Annotated in this window: 13 protein-coding genes; 12 read left to right on the forward strand and 1 reads right to left on the reverse strand. The window is 71.9% G+C overall.

Features of this window, described 5'->3' with window-relative positions:
• Window positions 1-267 precede the first annotated feature (267 nt).
• The 9 genes from ACIO3P_RS16920 (at window position 268) to ACIO3P_RS16960 (ending at window position 11297) form a co-directional block, all read left to right on the forward strand.
• Window positions 268-1458 carry a helix-turn-helix domain-containing protein gene (locus ACIO3P_RS16920; RefSeq protein WP_329828754.1) on the forward strand — a complete coding sequence of 397 codons (1191 nt, stop codon included), beginning with the start codon at window positions 268-270 and terminating at the stop codon, window positions 1456-1458.
• Window positions 1459-1684: 226 nt separating this feature from the next.
• A complete protein-coding gene (locus ACIO3P_RS16925) occupies window positions 1685-2674 on the forward strand; it encodes a malate dehydrogenase (protein ID WP_329828755.1) in 990 nt (329 codons plus the stop codon).
• A gap of 179 nt (window positions 2675-2853) precedes the next feature.
• Entirely contained in the window at window positions 2854-3099 is a 246-nt protein-coding gene (locus tag ACIO3P_RS16930; RefSeq protein WP_329828756.1) for a helix-turn-helix transcriptional regulator, read from the forward strand.
• Entirely contained in the window at window positions 3099-3629 is a 531-nt protein-coding gene (locus tag ACIO3P_RS16935) for a hypothetical protein (RefSeq protein WP_329828758.1), read from the forward strand. Before ACIO3P_RS16930 ends, ACIO3P_RS16935 begins: the two co-directional genes overlap by 1 nt.
• A gap of 126 nt (window positions 3630-3755) precedes the next feature.
• Window positions 3756-5288, forward strand: coding sequence for an aldehyde dehydrogenase family protein (locus tag ACIO3P_RS16940; protein WP_329828760.1), 1533 nt, complete (start codon window positions 3756-3758; stop codon window positions 5286-5288).
• Between the two features lie 160 nt (window positions 5289-5448).
• The gene (locus ACIO3P_RS16945) at window positions 5449-7083 is read left to right on the forward strand and encodes a GMC family oxidoreductase (protein WP_401854565.1); all 1635 of its coding nucleotides are present in this window, start codon (window positions 5449-5451) and stop codon (window positions 7081-7083) included.
• Window positions 7080-8252, forward strand: a complete 1173-nt coding sequence (locus tag ACIO3P_RS16950; protein WP_329828763.1) for a glycine betaine/L-proline ABC transporter ATP-binding protein — start codon at window positions 7080-7082, stop codon at window positions 8250-8252. Before ACIO3P_RS16945 ends, ACIO3P_RS16950 begins: the two co-directional genes overlap by 4 nt.
• Window positions 8249-10318, forward strand: coding sequence for an ABC transporter permease (locus tag ACIO3P_RS16955; protein ID WP_401854563.1), 2070 nt, complete (start codon window positions 8249-8251; stop codon window positions 10316-10318). The genes ACIO3P_RS16950 and ACIO3P_RS16955 overlap by 4 nt, the downstream gene beginning before the upstream one ends.
• Window position 10319: 1 nt before the next feature.
• Window positions 10320-11297: an ABC transporter substrate-binding protein gene (locus ACIO3P_RS16960; protein ID WP_329828765.1), complete on the forward strand. Its 978-nt coding sequence runs from the start codon at window positions 10320-10322 to the stop codon at window positions 11295-11297.
• A 63-nt stretch (window positions 11298-11360) separates the two neighbouring features.
• On the opposite strand, the gene ACIO3P_RS16965 is transcribed toward ACIO3P_RS16960, so the two are convergent.
• Window positions 11361-12506 (reverse strand): methyltransferase domain-containing protein, encoded by a 1146-nt coding sequence (locus ACIO3P_RS16965; protein ID WP_401854561.1) that lies wholly within the window; start codon window positions 12504-12506, stop codon window positions 11361-11363.
• Window positions 12507-12710: 204 nt separating this feature from the next.
• Here ACIO3P_RS16965 and ACIO3P_RS16970 point away from each other — a divergent pair, with 204 nt between their 5' ends.
• The 3 genes from ACIO3P_RS16970 to ACIO3P_RS16980 all read left to right on the forward strand — a co-directional run bounded on the left by ACIO3P_RS16970 (window position 12711) and on the right by ACIO3P_RS16980 (window position 15653).
• Window positions 12711-12995: a hypothetical protein gene (locus ACIO3P_RS16970; protein ID WP_401792296.1), complete on the forward strand. Its 285-nt coding sequence runs from the start codon at window positions 12711-12713 to the stop codon at window positions 12993-12995.
• Window positions 12995-14182, forward strand: a complete 1188-nt coding sequence (locus ACIO3P_RS16975) for a glutathionylspermidine synthase family protein (RefSeq protein WP_401854559.1) — start codon at window positions 12995-12997, stop codon at window positions 14180-14182. The genes ACIO3P_RS16970 and ACIO3P_RS16975 overlap by 1 nt, the downstream gene beginning before the upstream one ends.
• A gap of 85 nt (window positions 14183-14267) precedes the next feature.
• Window positions 14268-15653, forward strand: a complete 1386-nt coding sequence (locus ACIO3P_RS16980; RefSeq protein ID WP_329828769.1) for a hypothetical protein — start codon at window positions 14268-14270, stop codon at window positions 15651-15653.
• The last annotated feature ends 72 nt before the right edge of the window (window positions 15654-15725 follow it).

A 15725-nucleotide genomic window follows, 5' to 3' on the forward strand; every position in this document is an offset into this window, starting at 1 on the left:
ATTCCGCCATGGTGTGATGAGTGCGCGACGGATGGGAGACTGGGGCGGTGTTCGGGCCGGGGGCGCGCATTGACGCGTGCGTGCGGCCCCGAATGCTCCCGTGCGTGGCGCACCCAGGACCTGGCATCCTGGCCGGGTGCGCCTTCCACGGCGGTCCACCGGCAGGGGAAGCCGGGCCGGCCGCGGGGCGGGGGAGCAGTCAGCGCGGGGGAGCAGGCACAGCGCGGGGCTCATCAGGCACGTGCGGGGGGACAAGGGGGAGGCGGAATGCCTCGTTGGAAGGCGCTACCGGAAGGGCTCGACCCGGAGGTCAGCGAGTTCACCAGCCAGTTGCGCAGGCTCGTCGACCGCAGTGGTCTGAGCATCGCCGCCGTGGCGGACAGAACCGGCTACAGCAAGACGTCGTGGGAGCGCTATCTGAGCGGGCGGCTGCTCCCGCCCAAGGGCGCGGTCGTCGCGCTGGCCGAGGTCACCGGCACGCATCAGGTGCATCTGACCACGATGTGGGAGCTGGCGGAGCGGGCTTGGAGCCGTTCCGAGATGCGCCACGACATGACCATGGAAGCGATCCGTATCTCCCAGGCGCGGACAGCACTTGCCGATTCCGGTAAGAATCCGGTCGTCGGGGCGGCCGGCGCCTCGGGCGGCGGCGCGGCGGTCGGCTCCGGCCGCGGACGGAGCACCGTACCCCCACAGGGACCGCAAGGAGCGCAGGGACCGCAGGGAGCGCACCGAACGCAGGGAACACGCGGGGCGCGCGGGGCACATGGGGCGTACGGAACCCAGGGGGCGCCGCACTCCCCGCCCGGCTCCGTTTCGGGCGGTCCGGGCGATCCGGGCGGTCCGGTCCCCGACGGCAAGGGGGGCAGGGGCGGCAAGAGCGGCAAGGGCGGCCGGCGCAAGGTGGCGGTCTTCGTGTCCGGGGTCGTCGGCGCCCTGGTGGTGGTCGCCGCCGCGTTCACGCTCACCAGCCTCGGTGGTGACGGCGACGGCAAGGCGGTCGCCAAGGCACCCGCGCCCGAGCCGTCCACCAGCGAACCGGTACTGCCCGAAGGGGTGAAGTGCGCCGGTGACGCGTGCGCGGGCAAGGACCCGGAAGACATGGGCTGCGGTGGCGAGTTCGCCGAGACCGTCGCCAGCGCCACGGTCGGCACGGCACTGGTCGAGGTCCGCTACAGCAAGACCTGCGGCGCCGCCTGGGCGCGGATAACGCAGGCCGCCCTGGGTGACGAGATACGGATAGACCCGGCGAAGGGCCGGGGCCAGGGGCAGAGCGGTTCGGTGGAGACCAACACCAACGGGTACACCGCGATGTCCGCGGCGCCGGACGCGGCGAGCGTCAAGGCGTGCGCGACGCTCACGACCGGCGAGACGGGCTGCACCACGCCCGATGGAGAAGCGCCCGGCGGAGAAGCGACCGATGGAGAAGCGCCCAGCGGCGAAGCGACCGGCGGATAACCCGTACGTATACCCGCATCGACGCCCGTTGTGCCGTGAGCCGCGCCACTGAGGGGGCGTGGGTGCGGGCCGCCCCGGGTCGGATAGCCTGGCGCCGGATATCTCTTCACGTCAAGATTCGGATGACGGGCGGTCGATCACCGGCCGGCGTACGGAGCGGCGCTGTGGAGATGTCCCGCATCAGGGGCAGGGACCCCCACCGCCAGACTGTCTTACGGAGACCGCCATGACCCGCACTCCCGTGAATGTCACCGTCACCGGCGCGGCCGGCCAGATCGGTTACGCGCTGCTCTTCCGCATCGCCTCCGGCCAGCTCCTCGGCGCGGACGTGCCGGTCAAGCTGCGTCTCCTGGAGATCCCTCAGGGCCTCAAGGCCGCCGAGGGCACCGCGATGGAGCTGGACGACTGCGCCTTCCCGCTGCTCAGCGGCATCGAGATCACCGATGACCCGAACGTCGGCTTCGACGGCGCGAACGTCGCCCTGCTGGTCGGCGCCCGCCCCCGTACGAAGGGCATGGAGCGCGGCGACCTGCTCTCCGCCAACGGCGGCATCTTCAAGCCGCAGGGCAAGGCGATCAACGACCACGCCGCCGACGACATCAAGGTCCTCGTCGTGGGCAACCCGGCCAACACCAACGCGCTCATCGCGCAGGCCGCCGCCCCGGACGTACCCCGCGACCGCTTCACCGCGATGACGCGCCTCGACCACAACCGCGCCATCTCGCAGCTCGCGGCCAAGACGGGCGCCGCCGTCTCCGACATCAAGCGGCTGACGATCTGGGGCAACCACTCCGCCACGCAGTACCCGGACATCTTCCACGCGGAGATCGCCGGCAAGAACGCCGCCGAGGCCGTCAACGACGAGGCGTGGCTCGCCGACACCTTCATCCCGACCGTCGCCAAGCGCGGCGCGGCGATCATCGAGGCCCGTGGCGCGTCCTCGGCCGCGTCCGCCGCCAACGCGGCCATCGACCACGTCCACACGTGGGTCAACGGCACCGCCGAGGGCGACTGGACCTCGATGGGCATCCCGTCGGACGGTTCCTACGGTGTGCCGGAGGGCCTGATCTCCTCCTTCCCCGTCACCACGAAGAACGGCGTGTACGAGATCGTCCAGGGCCTGGACATCAACGACTTCTCGCGCACCCGGATCGACGCCTCGGTCAAGGAGCTGGCGGAGGAGCGCGACGCCGTGCGCGAGCTCGGTCTGCTCTGACCGCACCGCACGCCCCGCACCACCCTTGCTTCACCGCTTCACGAAAGGCCCCGTACCGCCGGACCACCGGCGGTACGGGGCCTTTCTGGTCCGCCGGTCCGCCAGTCTGCCGGTCCACCGGCCCGTCGAAGTTGTCATCGAAGTTGTCAACGTCCTCATAAATGTAGTACTTCTTATACATGAGCGAGCAGGTGCACAACAGGTTGGCCGTGGTGAGGGCTGAACGGAAAGTGTCCCGTCAGCAGTTGGCCGAGGCAGTGGGAGCCCACTACCAGACCGTCGGCTACATCGAGCGCGGGCAGTACAACCCCAGCCTCGACCTGGCCTTGAGGATCGCGGAGTACTTCAGCCTCCCCGTGGAGGCGCTGTTCTCCCTCGAACCGTTCAGCCCGCTCACGCACGAGGTCTACGGGAGGAAGCAGTGATGACCGCACGCGAGACACCGGCACCGGCAGCGGCGCCCACGACGCACGACCGGCGCATGTACGCGCTGATGAACCGGGGCGAGGCCCGGCCGTTCCACGCGACGGCAGCCCGCAGGAGGCTGGTCGTCGGCGCCCATGTCGCGCTGACCGCTCTCATGGTCGGCTCCTGGGGCGTGGCACAGGCCATGGACCTGACCTGGCCGCTCTTCGTGATGATCGGGCTGCTCCTGCCCTGGTGCCTGGCGACCGGCGTCCTCAACGGCGCCACGCGCGGACTGCTGGAGCTGCGCGGCCGGATGCTGGACGAGCGCCAGCGCGCCGAGCGCGACCTGATCAGGGCGCGCGCCCACGGAGTCACCCTCCGCCTGCTGCTGGGGGGCGCCTTCGTCTTCATCGTGCTCCACGCGCTCGGGGACCGGGACGTGACGGTGTCGCTGTCGTACGCCCTGGTCGTGGCCCTGGCCGTGCACTGGCTGGTGCCGCTGTGGCTGGCCGGTCTCCAGGCGCGGGACGAGCCCGCCGACGACTGACCGCGGCAGCCGCGGACCGGCGTACGGCGCGGGCGAAAGAGATACAGAGCACTTTCGGTCACGCCGTACGCATGCTTTCCACCCCCTTGGGCAGATGCCTGAATCGCCAGTTGTCGCTGGTGAGGAATGTTCCGGGAATGGAAGGCAATACGCGACGTGTCGGCACAACAGACGATTCATGTGGACGGAAAGTGGCGTGAAGCCGCGTCCGGCGCCACGCGGGACATCCTCGACCCCGCCGACGCGACGGTGCTCGCCGTCGTGTCCGAGGGCGGGGCCCAGGACACCGACGCCGCGGTCGCCGCCGCACGTGCGGCCTTCGACCACGGCTCGTGGCCGCGTACCCCGGTCGCCGAGCGGGCCGCGCTGCTGCGCAGGACCGCCGACCTGCTGATACGCAACCGCGAGAAGATAGCGCTGCTGGAGAGCAGGGACTCGGGCAAGACCCTCGAAGAGGGGCGTGTCGACGTCGACTGCGTCGCCGACGCCTTCCGCTACTTCGCGGACCTCGTGATGAACGAGAGCGGCGGCCGGGTCGTCGACGCCGGCTCGGACACCGTCCACAGCGTGGTCGTCCATGAGCCGGTCGGCGTCTGCGCGCTGATCACCCCCTGGAACTACCCGCTGCTCCAGGCGAGCTGGAAGATCGCCCCGGCGCTCGCCGCGGGCAACACCTTCGTGATCAAGCCGAGCGAGATCACCCCGCTCTCCACGGTCGACCTCATCGACCTGCTCGCCGAGGCGGGCCTGCCGCCCGGCGTCGCCAACCTCGTCACCGGCGCCGGTGACCCGGTCGGCGCCCGGCTCTCCGCCCACCCCGACGTGGACCTCGTCTCGTTCACCGGCGGCCTCAGCAGCGGTACGAAGGTGATGCAGGCGGCGGCCCCCGGTGTGAAGAAGGTCGCCCTCGAACTCGGCGGCAAGAACCCGAACGTCGTCTTCGCGGACGCGTGCGCCACCGACGAGGGCTTCGACACCGCCGTCGACCAGGCGCTGAACGCCGCCTTCATCCACAGCGGCCAGGTCTGCTCCGCCGGTTCGCGCCTGATCATCGAGGAGTCGCTGCGCGAGCGCTTCGTCGCGGAACTCGCCCGCCGTGCCGAACGGATCCGGCTCGGCCGGGGCACCGAGGACGGCGTGGAGTGCGGCCCGCTGGTCTCCGCGCAGCAGCTCGCCAAGACCGAGGAGTACGTGGCCTCCGCGCTCGCCGAGGGCGCCGTCCTGCGCTCCGGCGGCAAGCGCCCCGAGACGTCCGAGGTGCGCCCCGACGGCGGCTACTTCTACGAGCCGACCGTCCTCGACCAGTGCCACCGCGAGATGCGCGTCGTACGGGAAGAGGTCTTCGGCCCCGTCCTGACGGTCGAGACCTTCCGTACGGAGGACGAGGCGGTCGCCCTCGCCAACGACACCGAGTACGGGCTCGCGGGCGGCGTGTGGAGCGCGGACGCGGGGCGCGCGCGGCGCGTGGCCGGCCGGCTGCGGCACGGCACCGTATGGATCAACGACTTCCACCCGTACCTCCCGCAGGCCGAGTGGGGCGGTTTCGGCAAGTCCGGCGTCGGGCGCGAGCTGGGACCCGCGGGACTCGCCGAGTACCGCGAGGCCAAGCACGTCTACCAGAACCTCGCGCCGAGCCCGGTCCGCTGGTTCAAGGGCTGACGCGACCGGACGCGTACCGGAGCCCCCGGAGCCCCCGGCGCCCTGGATCACCCAGGGCCCACCCAAGGGCCCCGGAACAGCACCGGAACAGCCCCGGAACCGCGCTGGAACAGCGCCGCAAGAACCTCGTACGACCCTCCAGCAGAGGAGCAGACCACCCATGGGCATGACGGACAGGACGGGCACGGCGGAGACGACGCGGACGACGGACCCGGCGGGCGCGGCGGGCGCGGCGGACCCCGCCGCCTCCGCCGCCCCGGCCGTGTACGACTACGTCGTCGTCGGCGGCGGTACGGCGGGCTCGGTGATCGCCTCCCGGCTCACCGAGAACCCCGAGGTCACCGTCGCCGTCATCGAAGGCGGCCCCTCCGACGTCGACCGCGAGGACGTGCTCACCCTGCGGCGCTGGATGGGCCTGCTGGGCGGCGAGCTGGACTACGACTACCCGACGACCGAGCAGCCGCGCGGCAACTCGCACATCCGGCACAGCCGCGCCCGGGTGCTGGGCGGCTGCTCCTCGCACAACACGCTCATCGCGTTCAAGCCGCTGCCGTCCGACTGGGACGAGTGGGCGGCGGCGGGCGCCGAGGGCTGGGACGCGGGCTCCATGGACCCGTACTTCCCCCGGCTGCGCAACAACGTCGTACCGGTCGACGAGCGGGACCGCAACGCCATCGCCCGCGACTTCGTCGACGCGGCGCAGGCGGCGCTGGACGTCCCGCGGGTGGAGGGCTTCAACAAGAAGCCCTTCCACGAGGGCGTCGGCTTCTTCGACCTCGCGTACCACCCGGAGAACAACAAGCGCTCCTCCGCCTCCGTCGCCTACCTCCACCCCTTCCTCGACCGCCCCAACCTCCATCTGCTGCTGGAGACCTGGGCGTACCGGCTGGAGCTGGCGGGCACCCGTGCCACCGGCGTACGGGTGCGGACGGCGGACGGCGAGGAGAGGCTGATCGAGGCCCGCGCCGAGGTCGTCGTCTGCGCCGGCGCCGTCGACACGCCCCGGCTGCTGCTGCACTCCGGCATCGGCCCGCGCGCCGACCTGGAGAAGCTGGGCATCCCCGTCGTCCACGACCTGCCGGGTGTCGGCGAGAACCTGCTCGACCACCCCGAGTCGGTGATCGTCTGGGAGACCGACGGGCCGATCCCGGAGAACTCGGCGATGGACTCCGACGCGGGGCTGTTCGTCCGGCGCGACCCGGAGGCCGAGGGCCCGGACCTGATGTTCCACTTCTACCAGATCCCCTTCACCGACAACCCGGAGCGCCTCGGGTACGAACGCCCCGCGCACGGCGTGTCGATGACCCCGAACATCCCCAAGCCGCGCAGCCGCGGCCGGCTCTACCTCACGAGCGCGGATCCGGCGGTCAAACCCGCCCTGGACTTCCGCTACTTCACCGACGAGGACGACTACGACGGCCGCACGCTCGTCGACGGCATCAGAATCGCGCGCCGGGTCGCCGCCGCCGCACCGCTGTCGACCTGGCTCAAGCGCGAGGTCGCGCCGGGCCCGGAGGTCACCTCCGACGAGGAACTGAGCGAGTACGCCCGTAAGTGCGCCCACACCGTGTACCACCCCGCCGGTACCTGCCGGATGGGTGCCGCCACCGATGAACAGGCCGTCGTCGCACCCGATCTGCGGATCCGGGGACTCGAATCCATCCGTATCGCCGACGCGTCGGTCTTCCCGACGATGCCCGCGGTGAACCCGATGATCGGGGTCCTGATGGTCGGGGAGAAGTGCGCCGAACTGCTCATGGGGGCAGCCACCGAGGAGAAAGGGCTGATCCGATGAGTGAACTCGACCACACCAAGGCCACCACGGAAGGCGGGAGCCGTACGGACCGGCCGCCGGTCTTCGCCGTACGCGACCTGTGGAAGGTCTTCGGCCCCCAGGCACCCCGGGTGCCCGCCGACCCGGAACTCGCCGCGCTCACCCCCTCCGAGCTGCGCGAACGCACCGGCTGTACCGCCGCCGTACGCGATGTCTCCTTCGACGTCCGCAAGGGCGAGGTCTTCGTCGTCATGGGCCTGTCGGGCTCCGGCAAGTCCACGCTCGTACGCTGTCTGACCCGGCTCATCGAGCCCACGTCCGGCGAGATCGCCATCGACGGCGAGGACGTCCTGTCGATGGACAGGACCCGGCTGCGCGCCCTGCGCAGGCACCGGGCCGCCATGGTCTTCCAGCACTTCGGCCTGCTGCCGCACCGCTCCGTCCTCGACAATGTCGCCTACGGCCTGGAGATCCAGGGCATGGGCCGCGCCGAGCGCCGCGAGAAGGCCGCCGAGGTCGTCTCCAAGGTCGGCCTCGACGGCCTGGAGGACCGCAGGCCGGGGCAGCTCTCCGGAGGTCAGCAGCAGCGTGTCGGGCTGGCCCGCGCGCTCGCCGTCGACCCGCAGGTGCTCCTCTTCGACGAGCCGTTCAGCGCGCTCGACCCGCTGATCCGCCGCGAGATGCAGGAAGAGGTCATCCGGCTGCACCGCGAGGAGGGCCGCACGATGGTCTTCATCACCCACGACCTCAACGAGGCGCTGCGCCTCGGCGACCGCATCGCGCTGATGCGCGACGGCCGGATCGTGCAGCTCGGCACGCCCGAGGAGATCGTCGGGCACCCGGCCGACGCGTACGTACGGGACTTCGTCCGCGACGTACCCCGCGAACAGGTCATCACCGTACGGGCGGCCATGCGGCCCAGTGGCTCCGGGGACGCCGGCGCGGGCCCGGCGCTCGCCCCGACCGCGACCGTCTCCGAGGCGATCGAGGCGGTGGCCCGCTCCGGCGAGGCCACGGCGCGGGTGGTCGACGGAGGCAGGCTCATCGGCGTCGTCGACCACGCGTGCCTGCTCGGGGTGGTCGCGGGAACCAGCGACGTCTCCGGCGCTTTCGGTGCCTCCGGTGCCTCCGGTGCCTCCGGTACGGACGCGGCGGCGCGGCCGGAGAACGGAGAGGCGGCCCTACGATGACCGCCGCCACCGGCACGACCGCCCGCACCGGCTCGGAGCCCACCGGCCCCCAAGGGACCCCGGGAGGCTCCGGCGGCCCCGGTGGCCCCGGGACCTCGGGGACTTCGGCGTCGGCCGCCGGCCTCGCGGCCACGCTGCGGCGCCGCCCCGGGCTCGGCAAGCTCCTGCTGCTCGCGGTGTTCGCCGCCGTCCTCGTCCCGCTGGCCCTCACCCGCTGGCCCGGCACCGTCTGGCCCGAGGCGCTGACCGTCGACCTCTCCGCCCCGCTCGGCAGCGCCAGCGACTGGATCATCGACAACCGCGACAGCCACCCGCTCTTCCTCTACTTCTTCGGCTACCTCAGCAACGCCGTCGTCCTCTCCGTACGCGGCGTCTACCTGCTGCTGCTCGCCATGGGCTGGGCCGGGGTCACCGCGGCGGCCGGCCTGATCGCCTGGCGCGTCGCGGGTGTCCGGCTCGCCCTCACCGCGGCCGTCTCCGTCGCCCTGTGCGGGGTGCTCGGCATGTGGATACCGACGATGCAGACGCTCTCGCTGATGATCGTCGCCGTCGCCGCTTCCGTCGTGGTCGGCGCGCTCCTCGGGCTCGCCGCCGGACTCTCCGACCGGCTGCACCGCGTGCTGCGCCCCGTACTCGACACCATGCAGGTACTGCCGGCCTTCGCCTATCTGCTGCCCGTCGTGCTGATCTTCGGCATCGGCGTCCCCGCGGCGGTCCTCGCGACCGTCGTGTACGCCGCTCCGCCGATGGCCCGGCTCACCGCGCTCGGCCTGCGCGACGCCGACGGCGGCGTGATGGAAGCCGTCACCTCGCTCGGCGCGACAGCCAGGCAGCGGCTGCTGACCGCGCGCCTGCCGCTCGCCCGCAAGCAGCTCCTCCTCGGCCTCAACCAGACGATCATGATGGCTCTGTCGATGGCCGTCATCGCGTCCGTGATCGGCGCCGGAGGGCTCGGCGACCGCGTCTACCAGGCGCTGGCCTCGGTCGACGTCGGCGCGGCGCTCGCCGCCGGGCTGCCGATCGTGCTGCTCGCCGTGGTCCTCGACCGGACGACCGCCGCCGCGGGCTCCGGCCTCGACCGGCCCCCCGCCTCCTCGGCGGCCGGCCGGCTGCGTACCGGATGGCTCGGCTGGGCCGCCGTGGTCGTGGCCGCCGCCCTCGTCGCGTTCGCCGGACGCCTCGCGGGCCGGCTCGACTGGCCCGAGAGCTGGATCGCCAACATCGCCGAGCCCGTCAACAGCGCCGTCGACTGGATGACCGCCCACCTCTACTCCGGCGTCCCCGTCATCGGCGGCACCGCCGACTGGGCCGGCCACTTCACCACCTGGGTGCTCGACCCGCTGCGCGGCGGACTCCAGGCGCTGCCCTGGTGGGCGCTGCTGCTGGTCGTCGCCGCGCTCGCCCTGCTCATCGGCACCTGGCAGACCGCGCTCACCGCCGTCCTCGCCCTGGCCGCCATCGGCGTGCTCGGCGTGTGGAAGCCGTCGCTGGACACGCTCTCCCAGGTGCTGGCCGCCGTCGCGGTCACCCTGGTCATCGGCTTCGCCACCGGGATCGCGGCGGCCCGCAGCGCCCGCTTCGAGGCACTGCTCCGGCCCGTCCTGGACGTCTTCCAGACGTTGCCGCAGTTCGTCTACCTGATCCCCGTGGTCGCGCTCTTCGGCGTGGGCCGCGCCCCGGCGGTCGCCGCCGCCGTCGTCTACGCGCTGCCCGCCGTCGTCCGCATCACCACCCAGGGGCTCCGCCAGGTCGACCCGGCGGCGCTGGAGTCCGCGCGCTCCCTCGGCGCGACCAGCGGCCAGCAACTGCGCCAGGTCCAACTGCCCCTCGCCGGCCCCGCGCTGCGCCTCGCGCTCAACCAGGGCGTGGTCCTCGTCCTCGCCGTCGTCATCATCGGCGGCCTGGTCGGCGGCGGTGCGCTCGGTTACGACGTGGTGTTCGGCCTGGCCCAGGGCGACCTGGCGACCGGCCTGGTCGCGGGCGCGGCCATCGTCTGCCTCGGCCTGATGCTGGACCGGGTGACCCAGCCCACGGAACGCCGTGGCGGAGACAGGAAGGGGGCCTGACATGACGCACATCCGTACGCGTATCCGGACGGCCGGGGTCCTCGCCTCGGCGACCGCCCTGCTGGCCGTCACCGGCTGCGGCGCGGCCGACATGACCAAGCAGGCGTCGCCGTACGCCAACGCGCAGGGCTCGAAGACCGTCACGCTCTCCGTGCAGTCGTGGGTCGGGGCGCAGGCCAACGTGGCCGTGGCGACGTATCTGCTCGAACACGAGCTGGGCTACCGCGTGGACACCGTCCAGGTCGACGAGGTCCCCGCGTGGGACGCCCTCAGCCAGGGCCGGGTCGACGCGATCCTGGAGGACTGGGGCCACCCCGAACAGGAACAGCGGTACGTCAAGGACAAGAAGACGATCACCCCGGGCGGTGGGCTCGGGGTCACCGGCCACATCGGCTGGTTCGTCCCCACGTACTTCGCGAAGCAGCACCCGGACGTGACCGACTGGCGCAACCTCAACAAGTACGCCGACCAGTTCCGCACCCCGGAGAGCGGCGGCAAGGGCCAGTTGCTGGACGGTTCGCCCTCGTACGTCACCAACGACAAGGCGCTGGTGAACAACCTGAAGCTGGACTACCAGGTCGTCTTCGCGGGGTCGGAGGCGGCGCAGATCACCCAGATGGAGCAGTTCGCCAAGGAGAAGAAGCCCTTCCTCACCTACTGGTACACGCCGCAGTGGCTGTTCCAGAAGGTCCCGATGACCGAGGTCAAGCTCCCGGAGTACAAGGAGGGCTGCGACGCCGACGCGAAGAAGGTCGCCTGCGCCTATCCGCACACCCCGCTCCAGAAGTACCTGAACGCGGACTTCGCGAAGAAGGGCGGCGGCGCGGCGACACTGCTGAAGAACTTCGCCTGGACGACCGAGGCACAGAACGACGTCGCCCTGATGATCGCGGAGCAGAAGCTCACGCCGGAGAAGGCGGCGGAGAAGTGGGTCAAGGCGAACGAGTCGACGTGGAAGAAGTGGCTCCCGAAGAAGTGACGACATGAGCGGTACGGGGAGGCTCCTCCCCGTACCGCTCAGTCCTCGCGCGGCGGGTCCGGGCTACCCGGGCCCCCAGCGGGGGCCGGTGTGCCGGTCTCCGCTCCAGATGTACTGCGCGTCCGGCACCCGCGTCATGCCGAAGTCGTCGAGCGACGGCGCCCCCGCGTCCTGCCACCTCCGCCACGCCCGTACGACGTCATCGGCCAGCCGCCGTGGCCCGCCCTGCCGGGCCACGGCCGTCCCGGCCGCCGTCCCGGCGAGGATCGCCCAGGACGAACGGCCGTCGTGCAGCCGGGCGGTCGTGCCGGTGCCGTCGGCCCCGCCGGTCTCCGTGGTGATCCGTACGTCGGGGAGCAGCACCCGCAGGACGAAGAGCAGATTCCCGTCCGCGAGCGCTCGCGGATCCCTGGGGAAGGGGGACTCGGCCTCCGGCGGGACCGCGTCGCGGATCTCGTGGAACGCCCGGCCCTGACCGGCGGCGTACCGGCTGGGCATGAACATCCCCAGGCCATGCATCCAGCCGGAGGCGGACCGCCCGTCGCCGGCCACCGTGAGCGCGACATGGCCGAGACGGCCCCACGGGGTGACGATCCGGCCGCCGGGGCGGGTCTGCTCCACCCAGGCCCAGGGCACCTCCTCCACCGCGTAGGTCGCGATCAGCCGGTCGTACGGCGCCTCTTCCGGCAGCCCGAGCGCCCCGTCGCCCACCCGTACCGACACCTCCGCGCCCGCGTTCTTGATCCGCTCCTGCGCGGCGGCGGCGAGTTCGGCGTCGAACTCCACACTGGCGACCCGCCCGTCGCCCGCGCGCACCCCGAGCAGCGCGGCGTTCCACCCCGCCCCCGTGCCGAGTTCGAGCACCCGGTGGCCGGGTTCGGGCATCAGCGAGTCGAGCATGTCGGCCACGACCGAGACACAGGACAGGCTGGACGTGGGCAGGCCGTCGGTGACCTGGATGACCGTGGAGTCGTACACCCCCGCGTACACGGCGTCCGCCCACGCCCGGTGATCGGCGGCCCGGTCCACCGACATGTACTCCTCGCCGCCCCACACCCAGACCCGCTCCGGCGCGAACAGATCCCGGGGCACGGCGTCAACGGCCGCGCGGACCCAGGGGGATTCCTCCGGCCAGCAGCCACGGGACGTTATCTCGGCCACGAGCCGCCGCCGGTACGCGTCGATGTCCACGGGCTCCAAGGTGTCCACGGCTACTTCCTGCGCTTGCCATTGGGGAGAGGAGATACGGAGATATCGTCGCGCATCACCATCGCTCCGGGCAACGCTCTGCTTACCCCCTGTCATCTACTCGCCAGAAGCGGCGCACCTTCCTTACAGCGGACCGAACCGGCCATCTAATGTGTTCGGATGGCCACCTGGCCGGAATCGAACACCACGGGGGAGGTGCGGCACATGACCGCACGGCAGCGGAAGTTGAGGTCGAGCACGGTCGTGCTGGGGTCCATGGGGGTGCTGGCGCTCGCGCTCACGTCCTGCGGCTCGGAGCCCGACAAGCGGTGCGCCGACCGGACGACCAAGGAGACCCTGCCCAGCTCCCAGTGCAAGAGCGGCGGCAGCGGCTCGTACTACTACGGCGGCAACAGCAGCAAGGGCAAGGTCGACGGCGGCAGCTTCGACAAGTCGGCGGTCGACCGCGGTGGCTTCGGCTGCTCCAGTTCCGGGTCCGGCGGCGGCTGATGAAACGTCACACCATCGCCCCGCGCCCCGACTGGCAGCGCACCGTCGAGGAGCAGGGCGTCGTCTACCCGCTCACCCGCTACCCGGACGGCTCCCTGCGCCCGTACTGGGACGAGAGCGCCTACTACACCTTCACCCTGCCCGAGGTGGAGGCCCTCGAAGAGGTCGTCGAGGAGCTGCACGCCCTCTGCCTGGACGCCGCCGCGCACATCGTGACGCACGACCGCTTCGCCGACCTGGGCATCACCGACCCCCGGCTGGCCGGGCTGATCTCCGAGTCCTGGCGGCGGCGCGCCGAACTGCCCTCCCTGTACGGACGGTTCGACCTGCACTACGACGGCACGGGTCCGGCGAAGATGCTGGAGTACAACGCCGACACGCCCACCTCGCTGGTCGAGGCCGCGAGCGCCCAGTGGTTCTGGATGGAGGACCGTTTCCCCGGCGCCGACCAGTGGAACTCCCTCCACGAACGCCTCGTCGACGCCTGGCGGCAGCAGGCCGCCCTGCTCCCGGCGGGCCCCGTGCACTTCGCGCACTCCGACGGCGACGAACTGGGCGAGGACCTCATGACCGTCGCCTATCTGCGCGAGACCGCCGCACAGGCCGGCCTGGACACCGAGGCGCTCTCCGTCGAGGAGATCGGCTGGGACCGGCTCTCCGGCCGCTTCGTCGACGACCGGCTCCGGTACATCCGTACCTGCTTCAAGCTCTACCCCTGGGAGTGGCTGACCACCGACCGCTTCGGCCCGCAGGTCCTGGACACCCTCGACAACGGCGGCGGTACGGGCGCCACCTGCTGGATCGAACCCGCCTGGAAGATGCTCCTCTCCAACAAGGCGCTCCTCGCGATCCTCTGGGAGCTGAACCCCGGCCACCCCCACCTCCTCGCCGCCCACCTCGACGGACCCCGCGAACTCGCCGCCTCCCGCGGCTATGCCGCCAAGCCGCTGCTGGGCCGCGAGGGCGCCGGGGTCACCCTCCACGGGCCGGGAAAGCCTCCGGTGGTACGGGACGAGGCGTGCTGCTACCAGGAACTGGCCCCGCTGCCCGCCTTCGACGGCAACCACGTCGTCCTCGGCGCGTGGGTGGTCGGGGACGAGGCGGCGGGGCTCGGCATCCGCGAGTCGGCGGGCCTGATCACGGACGAGTACGCGCGCTTCCTGCCCCACGTCATTCTGCCAACATGACCTGGGGCGGCCCCTGTTCACCGGATCGGGTTCTCTTTTCGCCGATCCCGACACGCCCGGGGGCCGTGCGCCGTACCGTCCCGGCATGCGCAAGTCACTGGTCCCCGGTCCCCGCGCGGAGCTGCTCTCCGTCGGGGACTGCGCCTCCCGCCCCACGCAGGAAGTCGCCGACGCGAGCGCCGCGAGTTTCGAGGTCTTCGTCCGCGCCGCCCTCGCGGACGCGTTCCTGAGAAAGACCCGGGACACCACCTCCGCGTGGCTGCGCTCGCCGGAGATGCACCACGACTGGCTGGACGCGCTGACCTTCGCGGCCGGTGAGCTGCAGATCGCCTGCGAGCGGCTGCGGTACCGGGGCGACGAACGGCTGCGCGCCAACCAGCGGCGGCTCGAACAGGTCCAGACCCGCCTGACGGAGGCGCGCCGGGTACGGCGGGGCTACCAGGACGAGAACCAGCGGGCCGGCCGCGAGTGGCAGAACATGTGCGACGCCGTCTTCACCGCCCGGTCCTGGCTGCGCGGAGCCTACGGCGACGAGGCCGACGCGGTGCGCAGGGCGCTGTGCGCGGAGCGCGGCATCCCCGAGGACGCCCCGTACCAGGAGCCCGCGCGGAACGCGCTGCACGGCATCGAGATCGCCTGCCGCGCCAAGCTGATCGATCCGCTGGTCACGGCGGACGTGGCCCGCCTGATGGCCGCCCCCGACCAGGCGTTCCGGCTCGTGGTCGCCAACGACGCCAAGGAGCAGGAGGAACGCAGCACGGCGTTACGGCACCCCCTGCTGCTGCGCCGCTGGGAGGCGGCCGTCCACGACCTGCTGACGGAGCTGGTGGACCGGGCGCGCGCCGACTCCACGACCGTCCTCGGCGACCTGGGGGACATCTCGGCCCTGACCGGCCAGGAGGTCTACACGCTCCTCAACAGCCGCCGCTTCTATGTGGCGTTGCAGTACCGGCTGACCGAGCTGGCCCGGATCGTCCGCCGGCTCACCGAGGACTGCCGGGCCCGCCAGGAGCGCCTGCGCGCCCCCTGGTACGCGGTGGAGGTGGAGGTACGCGCGGAGCTGGCGCGCCGTCACCCACGGGAGTACGCGTGGATCCGCCGGCAGATGGAGCCGTTCGGCACGCCGGTGGGCAGCCGCTCGCTCGACCCGGAGTGGGCGAACCACTCGCAGCGGCGGGGCGCGCTCAAGGCCCATGTGATGCGCTGCCTGGCGAGCGGCGTGTTCGAGCCGTACGTCCAGGACGAGCGCGGGCCCGCCGCGCCGGCGGTGGAGCCGTCCCTGTTCGCCGCGCAGATGCGGCGGAAGGTCGCGGCGGGCGAGATCAGCCTGAAGGGGGCGAAGAGCCGGCGGGAGAGGAACAACCGGCGCTGGAGAGCGGAACAGGAAGCCAGGGCCCGGCCGCAGCCGCAGGTTCAGGCCGAGGTTCCAGCCCCGGCTCCGACCGCGACGCCCCGGGCCACCGCGCGCTGATCCGGCGTACGGGCGTACGGGCGTACGGCGCCAGCGCCCCGTACGCCCGTACGCAGGTACCGCGCCGCACCG

It is taken from the genome of Streptomyces sp. NPDC087310 (assembly GCF_044744405.1).
Lineage (GTDB): Bacteria > Actinomycetota > Actinomycetes > Streptomycetales > Streptomycetaceae > Streptomyces.